The sequence below is a fragment of the Amycolatopsis eburnea genome (assembly GCF_003937945.1).
GTDB lineage: Bacteria > Actinomycetota > Actinomycetes > Mycobacteriales > Pseudonocardiaceae > Amycolatopsis > Amycolatopsis eburnea.
This window is the reverse complement of sequence record NZ_RSEC01000061.1, coordinates 107433-129562: the sequence shown is the minus strand read 5'-3', so window position 1 is coordinate 129562 and position 22130 is coordinate 107433. Positions and strand designations below refer to the sequence as shown.

The window sequence follows — 22130 nt, the reverse complement described above, 5'->3', positions numbered from 1 at the left end:
GTCGTTTCTCTTTCGGCGTGCGTCGGTCAGGTTTCGGTGGGTTCTCCCGGCGGCGCCAGGCCGCCCGGCACGTCGAGGTCGTACCGGCGCAGGCGGAACACGTCGAGCCTCGTGCCGTAGTACTTGCCGGTCTGCCCGACCCAGTCCATGCCCATCCGCCGTGCGGCGGCCGCGCCCCGCCGGTTCGCCGGACGCGCGACGGCGAAGATCTCGTCCACACCGGCCTCGAACGCGTAGTGGGCGACCGCGTCGCCGGCTTCACCGGCGTAACCGCGGCCCCACCGGTCCCGGGCGATCTGGACGCCGACCTCGAGGTCGATGTCATCGGGCGGCAACGGCAGCAGCGAGACCGCGCCCACCACGCGCCCGCCGGCGCGTTCGGCGACCTTCCACCGGCCGACCGGCGGCTCGGCGGCCGGGGCCCAGCCGTCGAGCAGCCGCCGCATGGCGGCCAGGTCCGGCACCCGATCCATGGCCGGCGCCAGCCACCGGGCCACTTCCCCGTCACCGAAGATGCTCAAGGCCGCTTCGGCGTCGGCGGTGGTCCACGGGGTCAGGTGGAGGCGAGCGGTCCGGATCGAAGGTCCGTCGATCTCGACCGCGTGCGATGCCCGGGGCACCTGCGCACCCCTCACCGTTCGCGTGGCTCGCGGTCGGGCACCGTGGCCCGCCCGGGGAACCGGTCGTCGACCAGGTCCCGGTACTCGGGGTGGTCGGCGATGTAGTCCGCGACGAAGGTGCAGTAGTTGGTCAGCTTCTGGTCCCGGCCGCGCAGATCGTCCAGTGCGTGCTTCACGAGCCGGGACGCGATGCCCCGGCCCCGGTACCCGGGTTCGACGATCGTGTGGCTCAACGTCACCCGCTGCCCACCGCGCGGGACGTGGTAGACGATCATGCCGACGACCTGCCCGTCGACCACGGCTTCGTACGATCCCGTGTCGCCGTTGCGGCGGACGTCCATCTCGGCGGTCATTTCACTTCTCCTGAGGTCTTCTTCCGGTGTTGCGGCCGAACGGCACGGTGAGGTGCCAGGTCGGATCTTCGAGCGGTGTGCGCGGCACTTCGAACGTCGTGGTCCACTCGCTCCGGACGGCGCCGCCTTCGGAGAAGGTCAACGTCAGCGTGCCGGACCCGGTCCGGGGCGCACCGCGGCCGGCGAGGTGGAGCACGTCCGGGATCATGCTCAGCAGGACCGCGTTGACGTGGAGTTCGTGGTGGCCGTCCGCCGTGCTCCCGCCCGGCCCGTGGGTCGTGGCGAGCATGATCTCGGTTTCGCCCAGCACCTGCGCGCTGACCGAGAGCTCCCACGATGGCGGGTGGTCGCCGCCGTCGGTGGTGGTCAGGACAGCCGACGACAGCTTCAGGGCCCCGTCGGACCTCGCCGCGAAACCCAGCTGCTCAGTCACCGTGGTGGCCCTTCTCGCGACCGCTCGGCGCGGCTTCGTTCTCCAGCGCTCATCATGCCCCGAACAGAACCATTTAGTCCAGTCTTTGTATCGAAACCTCCGCTACTGTCGGTCAGATCACGACGAAGACCGGACTGGAAGGTCCATCAGAGTCCGGTCAGGACTGCGGCCGCACGGCCGAGCGGAGAGCCGGGAAGCTGACGCGGCCCCGGTAGACGCGGCCGTCGACGAACAGCGCGGGGGTGCCGCGGACGCCCAGCTCGGCCCCGGAGGTGTAGTCGGCCACGACGGCGGGCCGGAACCGCTGCACGGCGGCGCCGGTGACCTCGCCCGCCCCGATCCGCGCCGCGTAGGCCCGCAGGTGGACGTCCGTCAGCTCCATCTGGTGGGTGAGCAGCAAGTCGTGCATCTCCCAGAACAGCTCCCCCGACGCCTCGGCGGCCAGCGCCGCGGTGAGCGCGTACGGGTGGATCGTGAAGATCGGGAAGTGCCGGAACACCAGCCGGATCGAGCCGTCCGAGCCGTCGACCAGCTTGCGCAGCTCGGGTGCCGCCGCCGCGCAGTACGGGCATTCGAAGTCCCCGTACTCCACCACGGTCACCGAAGCCGACGGATTGCCGTACACGTGGCGGTCGAGATCGACCTCGCTCGGTGTCGTCACAGGCGATCCCTCCACGGCACGACGGGTCCACTCCGGACAGTGCTCGTCCGACGGTACCCGGTGGCCCGTCGGGCATACTCGGCCCGTGAAACCCGACTCGAGCCGGTTCACCGAAGGTCTCCTCCCCCAGCTGCCGGCCATGGCCCGCCGCGTGAACACGCCGCTGCCGTACCTGACAGCCGGGTTGCGCCGGTTCCTGCTCACCGAAGCCGGCAGCGCGGTCCTGCTCCTCGCCGCCACGGTGGCCGCGCTCGTCTGGGCGAACGCGGCGGGGGCGAGCTACGACGCGTTCTGGGGCGTCCAGGCGGGCGTGGAGGCCGGCGGCGCGCACTTCACGCTGGATCTGCGCGCCTGGGTGAACGACGTGGCCATGGTCGTGTTCTTCGCCGTGGTGGGCTTGGAGATCAGCCGCGAGGTGTCCGTCGGCGAGCTCCACGACCTGCGCTCGATCGTCGTCCCGGCCTGCGGCGCGCTCGGCGGGCTGGCCGTGCCCGCGATCATCTACTTCGCTTTCGCCGGTTCCGGCCCGGCCGCCGCGGGCTGGGGCATCCCGGTGTCGAGCGACACCGCGTTCCTGATCGGCGTACTGGCGCTGTTCGGGCCCCGCTGCCCCGACCAGCTGCGGCTCTTCCTGCTCACGCTGGCGATCGGCGACGACATCGGGGCGATCGCGGTGATGGCCGTGTTCTACACCCACCACGTGTCCGTCGTGGCGCTCGCCGCGGCCGCCGGGCTGGTCCTGGCGCTGCTCGCCCTGCGGGTGCTGGGCGTGTGGCGGCTGACGCCGTACCTGGTCGTCGGCGCCGGGCTGTGGGCGGCGGTCGACGCTTCCGGCGTCCACCCGACCCTGGCCGGCGTGCTGATCGGCCTGCTCGTGCCGGCGGGCGAGGTCGACGGCCACGCCCGCGAACGCCTCCGCCTCTACGGGCGGGCGGTGATCGAGCGCGCGGACTCGACGCGGGTGCGGCTCGCCACCACCGCGATGAAAGCGACGCTTTCGGCGAACGAGCGCCTGCAGGCGATCCTGCACCCGATCAGCGCCTTCGCGATCATCCCCGCGTTCGGCCTGGCCAACGCCGGCGTGCGCCTCGACGGTGCCGCCTTGCGGTCGGCGATGTCCTCCCCCGTCACCCTCGGCGTCGCGGTCGGCCTGGTCGCCGGCAACACCCTCGGCATCTCCCTGGGCGCGGGGATCGCGCTCCGGACGCGAATCGCGACCCTGCCCGGCCGCGTCCGCTACAGCCACCTCATCGGCGGCGCGATGCTGGCCGGTATCGGCTTCACGATCGCGTTGTTCATCACCGATCTGGCGTTCACCGATCCCGGGCTCCAGCAGCAGGCCAAGGTCGGCGTCCTCGGCGGGTCCCTCTGCGCGGCGGTGCTGGGGTCCGTCGTGCTGCGGTTCCTCGGCGAGCGCCTCCCGCTCTGCTCCTTCGACGAGCAGTTCGCGCTCCCGGCGCTGCCCGAAGGCCCGTGGCTGGATCCGAGCTTGGCCTAGCGGCATCGTGAGCAGCCATTATCGTTGACCCGTGAGCGACCGAGCGGCTGAGCGCCGCCCCCGGACGACGGGCCTCGACCTGCACCTGGGGCGGCTCGACGGGAACGTGCGGGCCAGCCTCACCGACGCGGTCCGCGACGCGATCCGCGCCGGCCGGCTCGCGCCCGGGACCCGGCTGCCGTCGAGCCGCGCCCTGGCCGCCGACCTCCAGGTCGCCCGCAACACCGTGGTCCGGGTCTACTCCGAACTCATCAACGAGGGCTGGCTCACCGGGCTCCAGGGTTCCGGCACCAAGGTTTCGGAACGGGTGGCCGAATTCGTCGAGGAGCAACCGCGGCCCGCCGACACCCGCTCGCGACCGGGGCACGACCTGCGGCCCGGGCACCCGGACCTGTCGTCCTTCCCGGGCGACGAGTGGATCCGCGCGGTCAAGAAGTCGATCAGCGTCGTGCCGTTCGAGGCGTTCGGCTACACCGATCCCCACGGCCGGGGCGAACTCCGCGACACTCTCGCCCGCTACCTCACACGAGCCCGCGGGCTGCGCGCGCACGCCGGCAACGTCGTCGTGTGCAGCGGCGCCGCGGAAGGGGTGCGGCTCGTCGCGGCCGCGCTCGCGGCGGCCGGGGTGACGCGGGTGGCGGTCGAGGAGTTCGGCCTGCCGACCCAGCGCCGCGCGCTGGCCGACGCCGGGCTCGAAACCGTTCCCCTCGCTGTCGACGCCGACGGCGTCGACCCGTCAGTACTGGACCGGTCGCCGGGGATCGGGGCCGTGCTCCTCACCCCGTCACACCAGTTCCCGCTGGGGGTGGCGCTGCGGTACGACCGGCGCGCGGCGATCGTCGAGTGGGCCCGCCGGCGCGGCGCGCTGGTCATCGAGGACGACTACGACGGCGAGTTCCGCTACGACCGGTCCCCCGTCGGCGCCCTGCAGGGCCTCGACCGCGATCACGTGCTGTACCTGGGCACCGCGAGCAAATCGCTCGCGCCGGGCCTGCGCCTCGGCTGGCTCGTGGTGCCGGACCGCCTCGTCGGCGCGGTCATCGCGCAGAAGGGCGAGACCGAGGAAACCGTCGGATTCGTGAACCAGCTGGCGATGACCGAGTTCGTGGAGTCGGGCGCCTACGACCGGCACATCCGGGCGATGCGCGCGCAGTACCGCCGCAGGCGCCGGCACCTCGTCGAGACGCTCGCCCGGCACGCGCCGAAAGTGCGGATGGCGGGCACCGCCGCCGGATTGCACGTCCTGCTCGAACAACCCGGGCGCACGGACGATGAGCTCGTGCGGCGGATCGCCACCGAACAGCTGACCGTCGAGCCTCTGGGCTTCTTCCGCCATCCCGACGCCGCCGCGGCCCGCAACGGCGTGGTGATCGGGTTCGCCGCACCGTCGCCGAGCGGGTGGCCGGGGGTTCTCGAGCGGCTGGTCCGCGCACTCGCGTGACCCGAGTGGTCCCCGCCCGCGCGTCCCAAGTGGACCCAGGTCCCGAGCCGGACCGGCGCTAGCCTCGCGGACAGGCCGGCGAAGCCTCGCGGCCGCCCCAAGTTGCCCGCTCACCACGAGGACTCAGCATGAAAGCCATCATCGTCAAGGACCCCGCCGCAGGGATCGAAGGGTTGACCCTGACCGACCACCCGGCCCCGCGCGCCGCCACGAACGACGTCATCGTGCGCGTGCACGCGGCCGGCTTCACCTCCGGCGAGCTGGAGTGGCCGGGCACCTGGACCGACCGGGCGGGCCGCGACCGGACGCCCAGCGTTCCCGGGCATGAGCTGTCAGGCGTCGTCACCGAGCTCGGCTACGGCACCACCGGCCTCACGGTCGGGCAGCGCGTGTTCGGCCTCGCCGACTGGACCCGCGACGGGTCGCTCGCCGAGTTCACCGCCGTCGAAGCCCGCAACCTCGCGCCGCTGCCATCCGGCGTCGAGCACGCCGTCGGCGCCGCGTTGCCGGTCTCCGGGCTGACCGCGTGGCAGGCCTTGTTCGACCACGGCCGGCTCCAGGCGGGCCAGACCGCGCTGATCCACGGCGCCGCCGGCGGGGTCGGCTCGATCGCGGTGCAGCTGGCGAAGCGCGCGGGCGCGACGGTGATCGGCACGGGCCGCGCCCACCACCGTGAGGTCGCCATCGACCTGGGTGCCGACGTTTTCGTCGACCTGGAAACCGACCGGCTGGAAGACGTCGGCGAAGTCGACTTGGTTCTCGACGTGTTCGGCGAGGAGATCGGCGTGAAGTCCGCCGGCCTGGTGCGGGCGGGAGGCACGCTGGTCACCATCGCCGCCCCGCCGGAGTTCGAACCGCGTTACGGGCGGTCGGTCTTCTTCGTCGTGGAACCGGACCGGGCCCAGCTCACCCAGCTGGCCGCGCTCGTGCGCGAAGGCAGCCTGCGCGTCCTGGTCGGATCCCGCCATTCGCTGGAGGAGGCACCGAAGGCGTTCAGCGCCGGACGGCAAGGTGGCGGGAAGCCGATCGTCGTGGTCGACCAGTCCTAGGCGCCGCAGCCGGCCGACCGGCGAAAGGCGGTGGCGAGGCTGCCCCCGCGAGGTAAGAAGTCGCACCCCGCCAGGCGCTGACTCTCTGAAGCGATCCGCCGAACGGCAACGAGGACCGACTCAGAACAGGAGAACGGTGGGCACCAGAATCGGAAAGGTCAAGAGACCCTTCACGTTCATCGTGACGTTGGCAGCCTTCCTGCTCGTGGTTTCCGCGACTTCGAGCTCCGCGGCACGAGGCGGCGGCGACGTTCACAGCTCGGTGACGGCACAGCCGTCATCGACTTACCCGCAATCCCAGCCACCCGCGGGGTTCCAGTCCAAGTACGCGGAGGTGAACGGCTTCCGCATGCACTACGTGGTGGGCGGCAAAGGTTCACCCGTGGTCATGCTCCACGGGTTCCCCCAGTGCTGGACCGAGTGGAAGCAGCAAATGGTTCCGCTCTCCAGGGACCACACGGTGATCGCCGTCGACCTGCGTGGCGCTTGCGACTCCCAGGTGACGCCCAGTGGCTACCAGGCCGCGCAACTGGCGGCGGACGTGCACCAGCTGGTGAAGCAACTGGGGCTCGACCAAGGCGTACAGGTGGTCGCCCACGACATCGGCGTGTGGGTGGCCTACGACTACGGCGCGCAGTGGCCATCGGAGGTGCGGAGCATGGCGGTGATGGAGGCTCCCATCCCCGATGAAAGCGTTTACAGCTACCCGGTTCTCAACGCCGACCCGGACAAGCCCGCGGCGTGGCACTTCGGCCTGTTCCAGCTGTCGCTCGCCGAAAAGCTCATCGCCGGCAACGAGCGTGTCCTGGTCGAAGACATGATCACCGAGTACCTGGGTGGCAACAAGTCGCCGTTCACGGCGTCGGACTACGACTTCTACGCCGCCAACCTGAAGAAGCCGGGCCACACGACGGCCTGGATGAGCGTCTACCGCGGGCTCCGCACCGACGTCCAGCGGAACCAGGAGTTCCTGGCCCGAGGCAAACTGAAGATGCCGATCCTCGCGATCGGTGGTGAAGACTCCTTCGGTGAGGCAGTCCCCGACCAGTGGCATGACTACGCCGTGAACGTCCAGGGACGGGTTCTGAAGGATTCGGGTCACTTCGTGACGGAGGAGAAGCCACGTGAAGTGACGGCCATGCTGCAGTCCTTCCTGCAGAAGTAGCGCTGAAGTCACGGGGATGCCGGCAAACACAAGGGTCTTCGAGTTGACCAGCGTTCCCGTGCTGAAGCTGAGCGACGGCGTCGAGATGCCCCAGCTCGGCTCCGGCGGCTTCCAAGTGCCGGCGCCTCTCTGACTCGAGCAACTCGATCTCTACCTCATCCACTGGCCACTTCCCAAGCGCGACAAGTACGCCACCTCGCGGACGAAAGAGTGCCCTGGAGCCCGCTGGCCAAAGGGCGGCCACCTGCTGAACGAGCCCGCCATGACGCGGGTGGCCCGGTCTGTCACGCCCGCGCGCGTCGCCGAGAACGCCGACCGGCCCGGACGCGGACACGTTCGACCTGGTGTGAGCGCAGTCGGCAGACGAAGGCCTCTGCTACGTGACGACCAAGGAGAGCATAATGCCTGAAAACGAAAGGGGAACGCTGCCGCGTCGCGCAACGCAAGTGCGCGTGATTTCGACATCGTCGTGCGCTGCGGCTGTCCCGATTCAGCCTGCGGCCACTTCCGTCGCCGCCACTGGTTCGGAACCGGGGAGCAGGCGCGGCTGGGCTGCAGTCGGCGCCATCGCGCTCGGCGCGTTCATCGTAGTGATGACGGAGACGATGCCGGTGGGGCTGCTCCCGCGGATCGCCGACGGCTTGCATGTGCCGCTCGGCCTCGCGGGGTTGATGGTGCTCGTGCCGGGTTTCAGCGCGGCGGTGTCGGCGCCGCTGTTCTTCCTCGGTTCCGGACGGTTCAACCGGCGATCGGTCATCCTCGTCCTCGGCTTGACGGTGCTGGTGTCGAACGCGATCGTCGCCGTGGCGCCGAACTTCGGCTTGGTGCTGATCGCCCGCATGGTGTTCGGCGCCACCCTGGGGGCTTTCTGGACCGTGGTGTCACCGGTCGGGCCCAAACTGGTGGGCCCGACCGGAGGCACGCGCGCCATCACCATCATCGCGGCGGGTATTTCGGGTGGAACGGTGGTGGGGTTGCCGGCGGGACAGTTTCTCGGTGATCTCGTGGGCTGGCGTCTCACGTTCGCCGTCGCCGCGGGGGCGACACTGCTCGTCGTGGTCGCGCAGGCGACCGTGCTGCCGAGTATTCCGCCGGCCGGGTCAACGCGCATGCATGATCTCTCACGAGTCCTGAGCGGGCGGGCAGCGCAGTGGGGGATGGCGGCGGGCGCGATCGTGTTCGTCGGCCAGTTCACCGCCTGGACGTACATCACCCCGTACCTGACCGATCGCACACATCTGTCCAGCGGTGTGATCTCCCTGCTCTACGTCATCTACGGCGTCGGTGGGATCGTCGGCTCCCTCGTCGCCGGATCGTTGTTCGAACGCGGAGTGATCGCCAGCTTCGCCGGTGCGGCGACGGTGGTGTCCGCACTGCTCATCGGGCTGGCGATCGCGGGCGTTCTCCCCTGGCTGGCCGGCTTGTTGTTCGTGTTGTGGGGCCTGTTCTGGGGAATCGTGAACCCGGGAACACTGGTCTGGATACTCGACGCGGCACCGGAAACCCCCGAAGCCGCGTCCGCGGTGAACGTGACAAACCTTCAGATAGCCCTGGCAGCAGGATCTGGCGTCGGCGCGATCCTTGTTTCGTCGACAACCTTGCAAACGGTGTTCCTTACGGCGGGCGTCATTGTCCTGGCTGCCGCCGCGCTCGCCGCAGTAGCGGCACGGTCCGCAACACTCGCCCGCAGGGAATAGCGAGGCCGGTGAGCCGCACCGCGCGTTCCTCGAGTGCCCACTCCTCCCACGCGAACACGCACACCGTCGCTACCCCGTCGAACTCAAGCCGCGCAGGGTGCCGAACAACGCGTCCCGGTCCACCTCGCCCTGGCCGACACCGTGGGGGGCGGCCGCCGAGCAAACGCCGTGACCCAGAGTTCCGGATTTGTCCCTTTCCGGAGCGGCAGGGCTTCAGTCGTCAGATGGCGATGAAATGGCGATGGGCCCCGGGCCGAGCTCCAGTCCTCGGGACCTCAGGTGCGGGAACCACGCCCGCCGCGCGACCTCCGGGACCCCGTCCTCGGTCAGCCACGTGCTGTGCCGGCCCTCGTGGAAGGTGAACAACGGCAGGATCGGCGGTCGCCGCTCCCCCACCCCGGACTCGTCCAGATCGATGCCGTCCCACGCCGGCCGCCAGAACCGGATCCGGAAGTTCGATCGCCGCTGCCGGCCGTCCGAGTGTGCTCATCGCTCTTCCGGTCTCCTTTGTAGACCTTCCCGCTCACCTCCTTCAGCGGCGACCGGATTTCAATCCCGCGGCGCTCGGAGTCGTACTCGTGCCGCACAACACGAAACCCGACATCCCCAGCCCCATCTCGTAGAGCCGCCGCTCGGCCTCGAACATCAAACAGGCCGCCAAGACCGAGGCCGGGAGGACTCGCAGGCTCTGTTTACTCCACTTTGGACCCGTGTAGGAAGGGGCCGCGAATACCGCACAGCGTCGTGCTGGTTCAGTGGCGCTCTTGTCCCGATTCAGTCAGCAGGCCAACCGTTTTCAACTGCGGCAGATCACTTCGTCCCTTGGCGGACATCCGTCCCGTGCTCGGCGAACGCCTTGAAGTCCTCCATGTGCTGCTGCGACTGCTTGCGGAAAGCGCCGGGCATCACCAGCCCCACCAGCCGCACCAGCAATCCGTCGAACCGGAATTCGCTCTCGCTCTCCCACGTCGTGGTGTCCGGGCCGGCCGCGATCAGCCGGTCGCGCTGGGCCTGCCACATGCCCTCGCCGACGATCTCGCGGTCGTAGTGCACGACCACGGAACCGGGAATGGCGTGCAGGTCTTCAGGTTCCAGGCGGGTGATGGTTTCGGTGGCCTCCATCGTCCGCTTCCCCCTTCGAAACACCACTCGCGAGGTGGTGCCGAGCCGGCCGTGCGCTCCGTCCACCGGCTCGTGCAGTACCAGGCCCCGCAGCCACTTCGGCAGGTGCGCCGGGTCCGCGAGCATCTGGAGCACCTTCTCCCGCGGCAGGGCGATCTCGATCGAAGTGGTGTACTTCATCAAGCGTCTCCGCCGTTGGCGTAGAACGCGGTGGTGGCCTTGACGGCGGCCGCCACCTGATCCGGGTCGCCACCGGCGGCCAGGTGAGCTTCGCCCCACGCCGCAGCGCTGCGCCGCATGAACTCCTGCCCCGTCGGCGAGGCCTGGAACTCCTCGTGATCGAGGGGCTCGCCGTCTGCCAGGAGCCGGGCCAGGGTCAGGAGATGCAGGTCCCAGCCCACACCGCCGGCACCGGGGCCGTAGGTCGGGAACATGGGCTCCCCGACGGCCGCCGCATGGACCAGTTCAAGCTCGGTGTCCCCGGCAGGACCCGGGGACAGGCGCACCTCGACCTCGCTCGTGCCCGGCCACTCGTCGGCATCCGGCCCGAAGAGCCAGGACACCCGCAGCAGCCGCGGCGGCTCGCACCGGAGGATCTCCCCGTGTTCACCGCCGTCCAGCTCGAACGCCCCGCCGAGCCGCAGGTCTCCGGTGACCGGCTTCAACCAGCGCCCGAGCCGCTCAGGGTCGGTGATGGCGTCCCACACGTCGTCGACCGGCGCGTCGTAGCGACGCCGCAGCTCCACCGTGTACGCGTCACCGGCGGGCAGGGTCGCTGTTCCCATCGTCCGGCGCGCAGCGGCCAGTTCGTCCAGCAGATCCTTCACGTCACGTTCCTTTCACCGGCGGATCGGGCCGGGACCGGGATGCACGCCTGCCTCGAGCCAACTCGGTGCCCAGGGCATCGAGCCGCTGGTCCCAGAACCCGCGAAACCGGTCCAACCACACGTCAACCTCGCTCAGCGACGTCGGGTCGACGGCATAGAACCGGCGAGCCCCCTCGGCCCGGACCGACGCGAACCCGTTCTCCCGCAGAACACGTAGGTGCTGGGAAACAGCCGGCTGGGACAGGGCGAACTCAGCCCGGATCACGTCCGTGACCGCCCCAGAGGTCTGCTCCCCCTCGGCGAGCAGCTCCAGAATGCGCCGGCGCACCGGGTCGCCGAGGACGTCGAACGCGTGCACGCCCGGAAACATACCAGCCCTGACTTATATAAGCCAGGGCTGGTACTGCAGCGGACCGAGCCGGCCAGGACGGGCGATCAAAGGCAGTCTCGTGAACACCGGGCTTTCCGGTGGGACGCCGGAGAAGTAGTTGTTCATTTGGGAGCTGGTGACCAGCAGTCGGTTGCCGCTGATGGTGACGCCGGTGGCGAGGATGAGCCGGTAGAGCGCGCCGCTGCCCCAGTAGCCGATGACCAGGGACTCGCCGTCGGGAGTGGTCGTGATGCGGGGGCGTTCACCTCGGCGGCCGGGATGCGATAGACGACGGCGCGGTAGGAGTCGGTGACGTCGCCGTTGGCGGCGACGACCTCGTCGTTGACCAGCGTCGGCTCGCTCGGGTTGGCGACGGTGTAGGTGGAGTCGAGGGTGTCGGCGGTGGTGTAGATGAAGAAGTGCCCGGTGAAGGCGCCGGCGAGCAGCAGCCGGTTGCCGTCGACCTTGACGCCGGTGACCTGGGTGCGGACGTCGCGGTGACATCGGGAAGCGGGCGTCGCCAGGCGGCGTGCGCTGTGGTGCGGGTGGACATCGTGATGGACCCTTCCGCTCGGAGGGCGGGGGTTGATCTTCCGGTGCTGGTCAGCGCAGCGCGGCCGTCATCGCGTCGGTCAGGGAGGTGGTGGGCCGTCCGATCAGGCGGCTCAGGTCGCCCGAGTCGCCGAGATCGGCGTCGGCGAGGACGTGGGCCAGGCCGGCGGGCAAGCCCGTGCCGGTCAGTCCCTCGACGAGCGTGTCCGCAGGAAGGTCCGTGCAGGCGATCGGCGTGCCAGCGGCGGCCGACACGGTGGCGGCGAGTTCGGCGCTGTCGGCCTGTTCCTGCTGGACGTCCCGGTTCGACCGGCGGCCGGCAGCTCCGGACACCCGAGCCCGAACCGCGGCCCCAACCCGCACCGGTCCGAGCCAGGCCCGCAACGGTGACCACGCCGCTCCCGTGGCCGGCGCGGCCGTTGTGCGAGTGCGGCTCCGCAAAGAAGTCAGTGCGTTCCGGTTGGGCTGTTCTCGGTGAGGTCGTACAGCTCCAGGAACGTGCCTGGCACGTCGTTGACGGCGGCGCGAAACGCCGCCACGTCGTCGGCGTAGCCGTCTTCCGCGGTGTTGAGCGTGCCGGCCATCGCCAGCACCGACTCGTGCAGGTCGATCGCGACCTTGCCGGGATCGTTGTCGTAGGTGATCTCGGTCGTGGTGACGTCGCCGAGGAGGAGGTCGCCCAGCCAGGACACGATCGTGATCGCCCGGTTCACCGAGTCCCGCAGCGGGAACCAGCCGACGATCGTGCCGATCCGGCTCACCTGCGTCCACAGCCCGGCGAGGTCGTGCTCGGAGGTGGTGCTCGTGGTGGCGCCGAGCGCGGTGACCGCCGCCGAGATGAGGTTGACGTTGTTCTTCCGGTAGGTGTCGATGATCGTGGCGCGCTCGTTGATGAGCAGACCGAGGCCGTTGGCCATGAGCGCGTGGTTGTTCAGCGTGGGACCGGTCGAGGCGAAGAAGCCCTCGGCCGCCAGGTCCGCGGCGGTGCCGGTCCAGTCCTTCTGCCAGTGGGCGCCCTCGCCCTGCCTCCCGAACAGCCAGTCCACCTCCTCGGCCAGCGTCAGCGACGTCTGCAGCGCGGGATCGGACTGCTCCCCGCCCTCACTCGCGGTCGCGCCGAAGTCGGCGGCCATCCCCATCAGCGCGTCCCGCGCGTTGCGCAGCACCGGGATTTGCTGGTCCGCGAACTTCGGCAGCCGCTCGTAGACGTACGCGCGGTCCTGGTAGGACCACTCCTCCGCCTGGGCCATCAACAGCGGGAGGCCGCAGTCGATCGTCTCCGGCACCGGGACCGACGTGCCGTCGGCGCTCGGCGGCCAGACGACGGACTGGGCGCCGCCCTCGCCCGACCAGATCAGGCCCGCGCAGGAGGTCGGCACGCCACCTTCGCGACCGCCCTCGTACCAGGACAGCACCGCGCAGTTGCCGGAGGTGGCGTGCGCGTACACCTCGGGCTGCCGGTGTTCGTACACCGGCGTGTAGTGGCTCTGCTTGTAGATGTGCAGTGCGGGTGGGATGGCGTCCCCGCTGACGACGCAGTCGTGGATGGTCTGCTGCCAGCGGTCCACCAGCGCCGCCTCGAAGTCGTCGAGCACCAGGCTGAGCGCGCTCGCGTAGTCCTCCTGGCTCCCCGGGCCGGTCATCTCAGTTTCCCTCCGCTGCGGTGTCGAAGCCCTCGGCGTGCTCGGTGGTGCCCTCCGGCCGGGCCGTGTCGTCGGCCTCGGTCTCCGGGTCCCAGTCGGCGTTGCCGTAGTCGCGCGTGCCGCCGCCGTCGAACGCGGCCGCGTAGTCTTCGAAGATCTGGCGCTGGTCGTCCTCGGTGTTCGTGTAGGCCGCGGCGCCCGCCTCCAGCTGTTCGGCCGCGAGGTGGTAGCGGCTGCTGGCGGTCCGCAGGTACTCGACGAATTCGTCGACCAGCGCGATGACGTCGGTGTCGGCCGCAGTGGCCGCCCCGTCCCGGTCGGTGAGGTGGCCGACGGCAGCGTCCACGCTGCCGATCTTGCCGGTGACGTCGGCGTAGGCGTCGGCGATCAGGTAGCACTTCTTCGCCATGTTCATGATGGTTTCGATGTTGACGGTGTACCCGGTCATCTCACTTCCCCCTGAATGCGACGGTGCTGATTTCCACGGCGGTGGCGGGCCGGTAGACCGTCCTGATGACGATGAGCAGGCCGTCCCGCCAGAGCGCGTCCGACTCGCCGCCGCCGCCGAAGCTCTGGTTGCGCAGGACTTTGTTGAGCTTGTCGTCGGCCAGCGCGGCCGGGCCGATCGCCAGCACCGGCGTGGCCTTGCCGTCGGCCGGGTTCACCGAGAACACCATGGCCTTGGCGCCGTTGGGGTTCTCGGGCTGGAACGCGATCAGCCGGTTGTCGTCGGTCGGGACCATCGCCAGGGCCCGGCCCGCGACCTTGCCGGTACGCCACGCCGCGTCGCCGGTGGCGATGTCCAGTGCCACCAGCTCGTTGCGGAACTCGGTGGCCTGCGCGCCGCCCGCGTCCGGGTCGCCGGGGTTCACCTGGACCGGGCTGGTCGACAGGATCACCTTGCCGCCGACCACCTTCGCCGCCGGGCAGTCGCGGAGTCCCTGACCCGCGCAGGCGTACTTGAACTCGCCGCGGGTGTCGGTCTTGTAGGCGGCGAACGGTTTCGCCGCGCCGGACGCCGGATCCACGGCGAGCAGCCGGGTCTCGTGACCGCTGTGCCCGACCTCGACCACCAGTGGGTCGACGGACAGCACGCCCCGCACCGGGAGCGGCTCCCCCTTGTCGTCCTTCGGGGTCTTCCACTCCCACTTCAGCGCGAAGTTCGCGTCGTAGGCCCGGAGCGTGCGGAGCTCGTCGTTCTTGTGGTCCCTGTCCTCCGTGTTGCCGGGGCACGTCGAGTCGGCCAGCAGGACGTCGCCGAACAGGCCGAGGCTCGGCGCGGTGCACCCGGCGAACGCCGGCGGGACAGGCACTTCCGCGCCACCGGCGAGGTCGAACACGCGACCCGGCGCGGTGTCGACCACCACCCGGTCGGCGGTGAGGACCGGCCTGGCCATCGTGTCGGGCAGCTTCTTGTCCGCGTCCGGCGCGAGGTCGGCCGTGAACACCTCCTTGCCGGTGCCGAGGTCGAGCACGGTGAGCTTGCCGCAGCCGCCGGGTGTCCCGGCCCTGGACTTCGTGCGCGGCTGCCCCTCGCCCACGCTCCGCAAGAGCGCCACCCGGTTGCCGGACTGTTCGCGCGAGGACTTGCAGTTGTCCTTCGGCGGGTCGTCGAGCGGGAACGCCCACGCCTCGTCGCCGGACGACAGGTCGTAGGCGACGACCCGGCCGGGGAGCCTGCGCACCAGGTGTTCGCCGGTGAGCCAGGCGCCGTTGGCAACCGCCTGGTCCGCCGCCCCGCCCTGCGCGACCCGCCAGGCCACCTCCGCGGCACCGTGCTCCCGGACCGTCGCGTCGTAGTCCTGGTCGGCGGCCGTGCCGCCGCCGGAACCGCCGCCGCCACCCGCGAAGAACAGGAAGTAGCCACCGGCCGCGGCGGCCAGCAACGTCACCGCGACGACGAGGACGATCAGCCCGCGGTTGCCCCGCTTCCGAGGCGGCGGCGGAAACCGGTGGTACTGCTGGTACTGCGGCGGCGGGCCGTACTGGGGTTGCCCACGCCAGGGCTGCTGCTGGTTCACCGCGCCCACCCCTGCGCGACGTAGGCGCTGGGCTGCCGGCGAATCGCACCCTTGAGCTTTCCGGTGCCGTACAACAGGTATCCGGCGACGACCACCCCGGCGAGCAGACCACCGATCATGCCCGCGAACTCGTCGCCGTCCGGGTCGAGGAACGAGTACAGCGACTCGTACACCCCGGCCGACAGGAAGTAGGCCAGGTACGCCACCGGAAACGCGATCCACGTCAGCGGGTGCCACCACTTGGCGGCGGCCTGGTTGCGGCCCACGAACAGCCAGTCGACCAGCACCAGCAGCGGCGTGCAGATGTGCTCGAACGGCAGGTAGCCGAAGTCGCCGCCCATGATGCCGAAGAACGTGCCTGCCACGAGCAGCAGCAGAACCGTGGTGGCGCCGCGCAACCACGGCGACTTCGGCTCGTGCCGCGCGCCGCCGGTGGCGAGCGGGTAGAGCAGCAGTCCGAAGTAGACGACCGCGGTCGCCAGGCTGGCCTGCTGGCTGAGGCCCTCGAAGTTCGCCGACCAGCCGGTGGCATCGCCGAACCCGTACAGCGCGGCCGCGACGATCGCCACCCGCCACAGGCTGACCCCGGCCAGCACGCCGGGGTGCACCTTCGGTTCCGGGTAGGGCTTCGGGTACTGCGGATGCACGTGAACGACCTCACTCTGCGACGTCAATGGACCAACCCGCGAATCGCCCGCGGAAACCCGGCCGGCACGCGCTGCCCCCTCGGCAACACCTGCCGTGTCCGGTGAACACCTGACAACCCGGACATCGGACTCCCGGAAGCCTGGTCTCGACACACAGGATCACGGCGACGCTTTCACCGCGCTTTCACGACGACGAAAGCCGGCGATGGCGAGGGGGCGCGATGGAGTTCCGGGTGCTGGGGGCGGTGCGGTTGCGGGCGGGCGACCGGGAGACCGAGGTGACGGGCAGGCTGCAGCGGACGCTCCTCGGCGTGCTGCTCCGGCACGCCAACCAGCCGGTGCCGGTGGACGTGCTGGCGGGCGCGCTGTGGGGCGACCGGCCGGACTCGCGGACGGCGCAGAAACTGCAGTTGCACGTCCACCGCCTGCGGGGCCTGCTCGACGACCCGGACCGGCTGTCGTTCGGCGCGGACGGCTACCTGCTGCGGGCTGCGCGGGAGGAGGTCGACGCGGAGCGGTTCGACGCGCTGGTCGGGGCCGGGCTGGCGGCGGACGAGCCGCAGCGCGCGATCGAGGCGTTGCGGGCGGCGCTGGCGTTGTGGCGCGGTGGCCCGTTCGGCGATGTGGACCTGCCGGCGCTGGCCGACTGGGCCGGCCGGCTCGCCGAACGCAGGCTGACCGGGATCGAGGCGCTGTACCAGGCGCAGCTGGCGGCGGGCCTGCACGAGGCCGTCACCGGCGAACTCGCCGAGCTGGCCGCCGCGCACCCGCTGCGGGAGCGAGTGCACGGCCTGCTGATGACCGCGCTGTACCGGGCGGGCCGCCAGTCCGAGGCGCTCGACGCGTACCGGCGGGCGAGGGACGTGCTCGTCACCGAGCTGGGGCTGGAGCCGGGACCCGAGCTACGTGCGCTGCAGCAGCAGGTGCTGGCGGGCGATGTGGCGGAGCCGGTGGCACACCGGGAGACGCCGGCGCAGCTACCCGCGGACGTGCACGGGTTCGTCGGCAGGCGCGATGAACTGGCGGAGCTGGACGCGCTGCTGTCCGCCGAGGCGCCGGTGTCGGTGCTCGCGGGCACGGCCGGGGTCGGCAAGACGGCGGTCGCCGTGCACTGGGCACACCGCGTCCGCGACCGCTTCCCCGACGGCCAGCTGTACGTGGACCTGCACGGTTACGGCCCGGACGAACCCGTGTCCGCGACCGACGCGCTCGCCGGGTTCCTGCGTGCGCTCGGCTTCGACGGCGCGGGCATCCCGGAGGACCCGGCCGAGCGTGCGGCCCGCTTCCGGTCACTGACCGATCGTCGCAGGCTGCTCGTCGTGCTGGACAACGCCCGCTCCGCCGACGACGTGCGGCCGCTGCTGCCCGCGGGTCCGTCCTGCGTCACGGTGATCACCAGCCGGGACACGCTCGCCGGGCTCGTGGTCCGTGAGGGCGCGCACCGGCTGGTGCTCGACCGGCTGCCGCTGATCGACTCGGTGACGCTGGTGCGCGAGCTGCTCGGCGCGCGTGCCGACGCGGAGCCGGCCGCGGTCGGCGCGCTCGTGGAGCGGTGCGCGCGGCTGCCGCTCGCGTTGCGGATCGCCGCCGAGCTGGCGCGGTCCCGGCCCGGCCGCGCCATCGCCGACCTGGCCGCCGAACTGGCCGAGGAGGACGCGCTGGACTTGCTGGACGTCGATGGCGACCCGCACACGGCGGTCCGCGCGGCGTTCTCGTGGTCCTACCGGCGGCTCGAACCGGCGGCGGCGCGGGTGTTCCGGCTGCTCGGCGTGCACCAGGGCCACGACGTGGACGCGTACGCGGTGGCCGCGCTCGCCGGCACCGGCCTGCGCCCGACCCAGCGCGCCCTCGACGCGCTGGTGCGGGCCCACCTCGTCGAGCAGACCCCGGCGGGCCGCTACCGGTCGCACGACCTGCTGCTCGCCTACGCCGCCGAGCTGGCCTGGACCGACGGGGACACCACGGCCGCGCTGACCAGGCTGTTCGACTACTACCTGGCGACCGCGGCCGCCGCGACGGCCGCGCTGGCGCCGCACGAGGCGGCGCGGGACACGCACTCCGACACCGAACGGCCCGCGTTCGCGACGCACCACGCGGCGCTGCGGTGGCTGGACGCGGAACGCGCCAACCTGCTCGCGGCGGCCGCGCACCGCGAACCGGCGGCGGTCGTGCGGATGTCGGCGACCGTGTGGCACTACCTGGTGACCGGCGGGTACCACGACGAGGCGATCGCACTGCACACCCGCGCGCTGGCCGCCGCGCAGTCCCTCGGCGACCCCCGCGCCGAGGCCGACGCCCGGCGGATGCTCGGCTCCACGCTGATCCGGCTGGGGCTGGTGGAGAAGAGCGTCGAACACCTCGAACGCGCCAGAGACGGCTACCGCGCACTCGGGGAGCGGGTGATGGAGGCCCGCGTGCTCAACAACCTCGGCATCGTGCACTGGCACCGCGGTGAGGTCGCCGCCGCCAGGGACACCTTCCGCGCCGCGCTCGACGTGGTCGAGGCGGACGACGCCGGGAACCCGAGGGCGGGCGTGCTGAACAACCTCGCCCGCATGCAGGTCATCCTGGGCCGCTGCGACGAGGCGCTGGCCCTGTTCGCCGAGGCCGCGGACCTCGCGACGGCGAGCGGCGACTGGTCGGCACTGGCCAGCGCCCGAGCCGGGGTCGCCGAGGCCACCGCCGCGGCGGGCCGGTACGAGCGCGCGCTCGGCGCGGCACGCCAGGCGCTGGCCGCGGCCCGGGACGCGGGCCACCGCGGTCTCGAGGGCACGGCCCTGCGGGTGCTCGGCGTCGCCAGTCACGGCCTCGGCGACAACGAGCAGGCGCTCGGCCACTTCGAGTCGGCGCTGCGGATCGCCCGCGCGGTCGGTGAACCCGACGAGGTGATGGGCGCGCTGAACGGCTTGGCCGCCACCCGCGCGGCGACCGGCGACCACGCCGAAGCGCTACGCCTGTACCGGGAAACCCTCACGACGGGGAACGGCCACCCCGACCTGTGCGCACACGCCCACGCCGGGATCGCCGCCAGCCACACCGCCCGCGGCGACCACGACGCGGCGCGGGAACACCGGGCGCGGGCGCTGGCCGTCTACCGAGAACTGGGCATGCCGCAAGGGGATGCCTGACGACGCGTGTCGGGTGTTCGCCTCACCGCACGGTGTCGTTGAGCTCGGACAGCGTGATCACGCCGTCGTCGAGGGCGCGGGTGACCAGCTCGCTCTTCGTGCGCGCGGCGCGGCCTGCGTTGGCGTACTTCACCCGCACGCGGGTGATGTGGGTGTCGACGGTCTTGACGGTGATGTGGAGCTTGGCGGCCACGAGCTCCTTCGAGGCGGAGGCGAACCACGCACGCAGCACCTCGGTTTCCCTCGGGGAGAGGTGCGGCCGGCCGGCGTTGTCGTCGGCGGCGAGCGCGCCGGAGAGCGACGGCGCGGTGTAGGGCGCGCCGCGGGCGGCGGCCCTGATCGCGGGCACCAGGTGGCCGGGGCCCTCGCGCTTGGTCAGGTACGCGAGCGCCCCGAGATCGATGCACTTGATGGCGGTGGCGTTGTCGGCGTGCTGCGAGTACACGACCACCCTCCTGCCGCTGTCGACGAGCCTGCGCAGCTCGCCGAACCCGGGTTTGCCCGGCACCAGCTCCAGGTCGAAGATCACCACGTCCGCGGCGCCGCCGGGGCCGGTCCACACGCCGGCCAGCCGGTCGCCCGCGTCGATGAGCGTGATCGGCGGGTCGGCCCGCTCACACCAGTAGCGCACGCCCGCCGCGATCGCCGCGTGGTCGTCCACGATGACCGCCGTGATCAGCTCGGCTGCCATTGGGCCTCCGTCCACACCATTCCGTCCCCGCCGAAGGTCTCCACGCGCACGTCCCCGGTCGCCGGGCGCGGCAGCGACGACTCCACGCAGTCCGCGACCACGCTGACCGACACCAGGTCCGCGCTGCCCACGACGGTGACCCGGGCCCACGAGACAGCGGTGGCGAGCGCGGTGAGCGCCGCGTCGGTGAGGTCGCGGCGGACCACGACCGGCGGCACCGGCCAGGTGCCGCGCGCGTCCAGTTCGACCTCGACCCCCTTGCGGTCGGCGATGTCCGCGCAGTGGCGCAGTTCGTGCAGCAGCGGGTTGTCGACCAGGTCCGTCTCGGCGAACAGCCTGCGCATGCGGGCCGCCTCGACCGCGGACCGGCGCCGGACGTCGGGATCGGACGGGACCAGCGAACCGTCGGCGAGCCCTTCGAGCAGCGGCACGCTCGTCGCCGACAGCTCGGCGTACCGCTGCGCGCGGCGGCGGTGCGCGGCCACGGCGACGGCGTCCGCGGTGCGCACCCGTTCGAGTTCCCGCGCGGCCGCCGCGGCCTGGGCGCCGATCCGGCCCAGCGCGGCCGCCAGCACGCCCAGGCACAGCGGAAAGCCGATCACGGTGACCGAGCCGGTGGCGAAGCGGGCCAGCGAGTTGCGGCTGACGTCGTTCACCACCACCACGTTCGCCAGCGCCAGCAGTTCGTGCCCGGCCAGGAACGCCCCGACCGTCCGGAGTGGACGGTCGAACAGCACCACCAGCCCGGCCCAGTTGGCGGCGCCGAACGCCCAGTCCACCCCGGTCGAGGTCCGGCCCGCCGGCAGCGTCAGGTAGGACAGCGCGGTCGCCGCGAACACCACCGCCACGGCCGGCCCCGCCAGCCGCCCCCACGACCGGCGCCGCACGACCAGCACCACGTTGAGGGCCAGGACCGCGGCCAGCACGGCGAACGCGGTGAGCTGCGTCGCGGGCACGTCGTACTTGCCCAGGTTCTTCTGCAGGTTGTTCATGCTGAGCAGTCCCACGCTCGCGACCGCCGCCAGCATTGTCGCGATCCGCAGGCCGCGCAGCAGCTGCGCGCGGATCAGCTCGTCATCGGGCACGTTCGGCCCGCCATTCCAACCGCACCACGGTGCCCGCTCCCTCGGCCGACGTGACCGTCGCCGTGCCGCCGACGCGGGACATCCTGCCGTGCACGGACTCCCGCAGGCCACGCCGGGTCGCGGGCGCACCGGCCACGTCGAACCCCCTGCCCTCGTCGGCGACCTCGACCCGCAGTTCCCCGTCGCCCGCGTGCAGGCGGACGGTCGCGCGGTCGGTGCCGGCGTGCCTGCGGACGTTGTTGAGCGCCTCCTGCACGGCCCCCGCGATCGCCGTGGCCACGCCGAACGGCAGCGGCAGCCGCGGCGGTCCGTCGAGGTCGACGGTCAGGTGGCCCGCGTCGAGGTCGCCCCGCAGCAGGTCGACGAGGTCGGCGCCGTCCGGTGGCGGGCCGCCGTCGGCGCGCAGGCGCTCGAGGTCGCGGCCGGCCTGCGCGGCGAGCCAGTCCGCGCCGGGCGGGACCTGCCCGACGCCGACCATCAGCAACGTGGTGGCCGCGGTGTCGTGCAGCGAGTTCGCGAGCTCGCGTTCCTCGGCGCGCACGGCCGCCGTGACCGCCGCATCCCGGTGTGCCTGTGCCGTCTCGGCCATCATCCGGTCCGCGCGCCGGGCGGCACGGGCGACCACCACCCACGCGACCCGCGACATCACGGCCATCGCGGGCACCCACAGCTGTGCCTCCACCAGGGTCAGGTCGGACGGGTGGCCCGCGACGACGAGCGTGACCGACCCGCTAGCGGCGACCGCCACGGCCACCGCCCCGGCCACCGGTGCCGTGTGCCACTGCCAGGTGATGCACGCGAACGTGATCAAGAGCCGCAGCCAGCCGGTGTTGGCGGAGGCGACCGCGTCCGTCCACAGCACGCTCAGGTACACGCACATCAGCACGGCGACGTCGAGCGACATCGCGGCCGCGCCGGTCCGGCCCCGGCCCTTCGCCAGCCACCAGCAGTAACCGCCGGTCCAGGCGACGGCCACGACGGCCGCGAGCAGCGTGCCGGTGAACGCGCCCGGCGCGGGCCGCAGCAACGCGATCGCACCGATGGGCACGATGGTGACAAGGCGTACCGCGGCCGCGTAACGGCGGCCGAACCCGTCCAGCGTTCGTACGGCTTCGCCCGCCACCCGT

General features: G+C 71.6%; 21 protein-coding genes. 6 read left to right on the top strand and 15 right to left on the bottom strand.

The genetic code is table 11. The features are described from left to right. Positions 1–26 precede the first annotated feature (26 nt). From EIY87_RS39885 to EIY87_RS39870, 4 genes are all read right to left on the bottom strand, one after another. A complete protein-coding gene (locus tag EIY87_RS39885) occupies positions 27–620 on the bottom strand; it encodes a GNAT family N-acetyltransferase (RefSeq protein ID WP_225440350.1) in 594 nt (197 codons plus the stop codon). Positions 621–631: 11 nt separating this feature from the next. Then, positions 632–973 (bottom strand): GNAT family N-acetyltransferase, encoded by a 342-nt coding sequence (locus EIY87_RS39880; protein ID WP_125315157.1) that lies wholly within the window; start codon positions 971–973, stop codon positions 632–634. 1 nt (position 974) lies between these two features. After that, a complete protein-coding gene (locus tag EIY87_RS39875; RefSeq protein WP_125315156.1) occupies positions 975–1406 on the bottom strand; it encodes a hypothetical protein in 432 nt (143 codons plus the stop codon). Between the two features lie 157 nt (positions 1407–1563). Continuing rightward, a complete protein-coding gene (locus EIY87_RS39870; protein ID WP_225440349.1) occupies positions 1564–2067 on the bottom strand; it encodes a DsbA family protein in 504 nt (167 codons plus the stop codon). 85 nt (positions 2068–2152) lie between these two features. On the opposite strand from EIY87_RS39870, the gene nhaA reads away from it, so the two are divergent. The 5 genes from nhaA to EIY87_RS39845 all read left to right on the top strand — a co-directional run bounded on the left by nhaA (position 2153) and on the right by EIY87_RS39845 (position 8917). Beyond that, positions 2153–3565: a Na+/H+ antiporter NhaA gene (nhaA, locus tag EIY87_RS39865; RefSeq protein WP_225440348.1), complete on the top strand. Its 1413-nt coding sequence runs from the start codon at positions 2153–2155 to the stop codon at positions 3563–3565. 31 nt (positions 3566–3596) lie between these two features. Beyond that, the gene (gene pdxR, locus EIY87_RS39860; protein ID WP_125315153.1) at positions 3597–5006 is read left to right on the top strand and encodes a MocR-like pyridoxine biosynthesis transcription factor PdxR; all 1410 of its coding nucleotides are present in this window, start codon (positions 3597–3599) and stop codon (positions 5004–5006) included. 128 nt (positions 5007–5134) lie between these two features. Beyond that, complete coding sequence (locus EIY87_RS39855) at positions 5135–6055, top strand: NADP-dependent oxidoreductase (RefSeq protein ID WP_125315152.1); 921 nt, start codon at positions 5135–5137, stop codon at positions 6053–6055. A 136-nt stretch (positions 6056–6191) separates the two neighbouring features. Then, positions 6192–7220 (top strand): alpha/beta fold hydrolase, encoded by a 1029-nt coding sequence (locus tag EIY87_RS39850; RefSeq protein WP_225440347.1) that lies wholly within the window; start codon positions 6192–6194, stop codon positions 7218–7220. A 401-nt stretch (positions 7221–7621) separates the two neighbouring features. Then, on the top strand, positions 7622–8917 hold the full coding sequence (locus EIY87_RS39845; RefSeq protein ID WP_125315151.1) for an MFS transporter: 1296 nt from the start codon (positions 7622–7624) through the stop codon (positions 8915–8917). Between the two features lie 810 nt (positions 8918–9727). Here EIY87_RS39845 and EIY87_RS39830 read toward each other — a convergent pair. The 8 genes from EIY87_RS39830 to EIY87_RS39795 all read right to left on the bottom strand — a co-directional run bounded on the left by EIY87_RS39830 (position 9728) and on the right by EIY87_RS39795 (position 16099). Beyond that, complete coding sequence (locus EIY87_RS39830) at positions 9728–10219, bottom strand: SRPBCC family protein (protein WP_125315150.1); 492 nt, start codon at positions 10217–10219, stop codon at positions 9728–9730. Then, positions 10219–10866 (bottom strand): SRPBCC domain-containing protein, encoded by a 648-nt coding sequence (locus EIY87_RS39825; protein WP_225440346.1) that lies wholly within the window; start codon positions 10864–10866, stop codon positions 10219–10221. The genes EIY87_RS39830 and EIY87_RS39825 overlap by 1 nt, the downstream gene beginning before the upstream one ends. Before the next feature lies 1 nt (position 10867). Then, entirely contained in the window at positions 10868–11224 is a 357-nt protein-coding gene (locus tag EIY87_RS39820) for an ArsR/SmtB family transcription factor (RefSeq protein WP_125315149.1), read from the bottom strand. Positions 11225–11839: 615 nt separating this feature from the next. Next, positions 11840–12121 carry a Rossmann-fold NAD(P)-binding domain-containing protein gene (locus EIY87_RS39815; RefSeq protein WP_125315148.1) on the bottom strand — a complete coding sequence of 94 codons (282 nt, stop codon included), beginning with the start codon at positions 12119–12121 and terminating at the stop codon, positions 11840–11842. 113 nt (positions 12122–12234) lie between these two features. Then, positions 12235–13431, bottom strand: coding sequence for a hypothetical protein (locus EIY87_RS39810; protein WP_125315147.1), 1197 nt, complete (start codon positions 13429–13431; stop codon positions 12235–12237). A gap of 1 nt (position 13432) precedes the next feature. Continuing rightward, positions 13433–13879: a hypothetical protein gene (locus EIY87_RS39805; RefSeq protein ID WP_125315146.1), complete on the bottom strand. Its 447-nt coding sequence runs from the start codon at positions 13877–13879 to the stop codon at positions 13433–13435. A gap of 1 nt (position 13880) precedes the next feature. Then, positions 13881–15452, bottom strand: a complete 1572-nt coding sequence (locus tag EIY87_RS39800) for a hypothetical protein (RefSeq protein ID WP_125315145.1) — start codon at positions 15450–15452, stop codon at positions 13881–13883. Beyond that, on the bottom strand, positions 15449–16099 hold the full coding sequence (locus EIY87_RS39795) for a hypothetical protein (RefSeq protein WP_125315144.1): 651 nt from the start codon (positions 16097–16099) through the stop codon (positions 15449–15451). Before EIY87_RS39795 ends, EIY87_RS39800 begins: the two co-directional genes overlap by 4 nt. Positions 16100–16320: 221 nt before the next feature. On the opposite strand from EIY87_RS39795, the gene EIY87_RS39790 reads away from it, so the two are divergent. Next, positions 16321–19227 (top strand): AfsR/SARP family transcriptional regulator, encoded by a 2907-nt coding sequence (locus EIY87_RS39790; RefSeq protein ID WP_125315143.1) that lies wholly within the window; start codon positions 16321–16323, stop codon positions 19225–19227. A 22-nt stretch (positions 19228–19249) separates the two neighbouring features. Here the strand turns inward: EIY87_RS39790 and EIY87_RS39785 are convergent, their stop codons facing one another. The 3 genes from EIY87_RS39785 to EIY87_RS39775 are packed head-to-tail and all read right to left on the bottom strand — an operon-like array spanning position 19250 to position 22051. Next, entirely contained in the window at positions 19250–19918 is a 669-nt protein-coding gene (locus EIY87_RS39785; RefSeq protein ID WP_125315142.1) for a response regulator, read from the bottom strand. Beyond that, positions 19903–21003, bottom strand: coding sequence for a hypothetical protein (locus tag EIY87_RS39780; protein ID WP_125315141.1), 1101 nt, complete (start codon positions 21001–21003; stop codon positions 19903–19905). The genes EIY87_RS39785 and EIY87_RS39780 overlap by 16 nt, the downstream gene beginning before the upstream one ends. Continuing rightward, the gene (locus EIY87_RS39775) at positions 20993–22051 is read right to left on the bottom strand and encodes a sensor histidine kinase (RefSeq protein WP_125315140.1); all 1059 of its coding nucleotides are present in this window, start codon (positions 22049–22051) and stop codon (positions 20993–20995) included. The genes EIY87_RS39780 and EIY87_RS39775 overlap by 11 nt, the downstream gene beginning before the upstream one ends. Positions 22052–22130 lie beyond the last annotated feature (79 nt).

Bases quoted from the DNA above. Each gene is read 5' to 3' on its own strand.
- EIY87_RS39880 (WP_125315157.1), bottom strand. From the start codon at position 973: ATGACCGCCGAGATGGACGTCCGCCGCAACGGCGACACGGGATCGTAC.
- EIY87_RS39855 (WP_125315152.1), top strand. From the start codon at position 5,135: ATGAAAGCCATCATCGTCAAGGACCCCGCCGCAGGGATCGAAGGGTTG.
- EIY87_RS39845 (WP_125315151.1), top strand. From the start codon at position 7,622: ATGCCTGAAAACGAAAGGGGAACGCTGCCGCGTCGCGCAACGCAAGTG.
- EIY87_RS39830 (WP_125315150.1), bottom strand. From the start codon at position 10,219: ATGAAGTACACCACTTCGATCGAGATCGCCCTGCCGCGGGAGAAGGTG.
- EIY87_RS39810 (WP_125315147.1), bottom strand. From the start codon at position 13,431: ATGACCGGCCCGGGGAGCCAGGAGGACTACGCGAGCGCGCTCAGCCTG.
- EIY87_RS39805 (WP_125315146.1), bottom strand. From the start codon at position 13,879: ATGACCGGGTACACCGTCAACATCGAAACCATCATGAACATGGCGAAG.
- EIY87_RS39790 (WP_125315143.1), top strand. From the start codon at position 16,321: ATGGAGTTCCGGGTGCTGGGGGCGGTGCGGTTGCGGGCGGGCGACCGG.
- EIY87_RS39785 (WP_125315142.1), bottom strand. From the start codon at position 19,918: ATGGCAGCCGAGCTGATCACGGCGGTCATCGTGGACGACCACGCGGCG.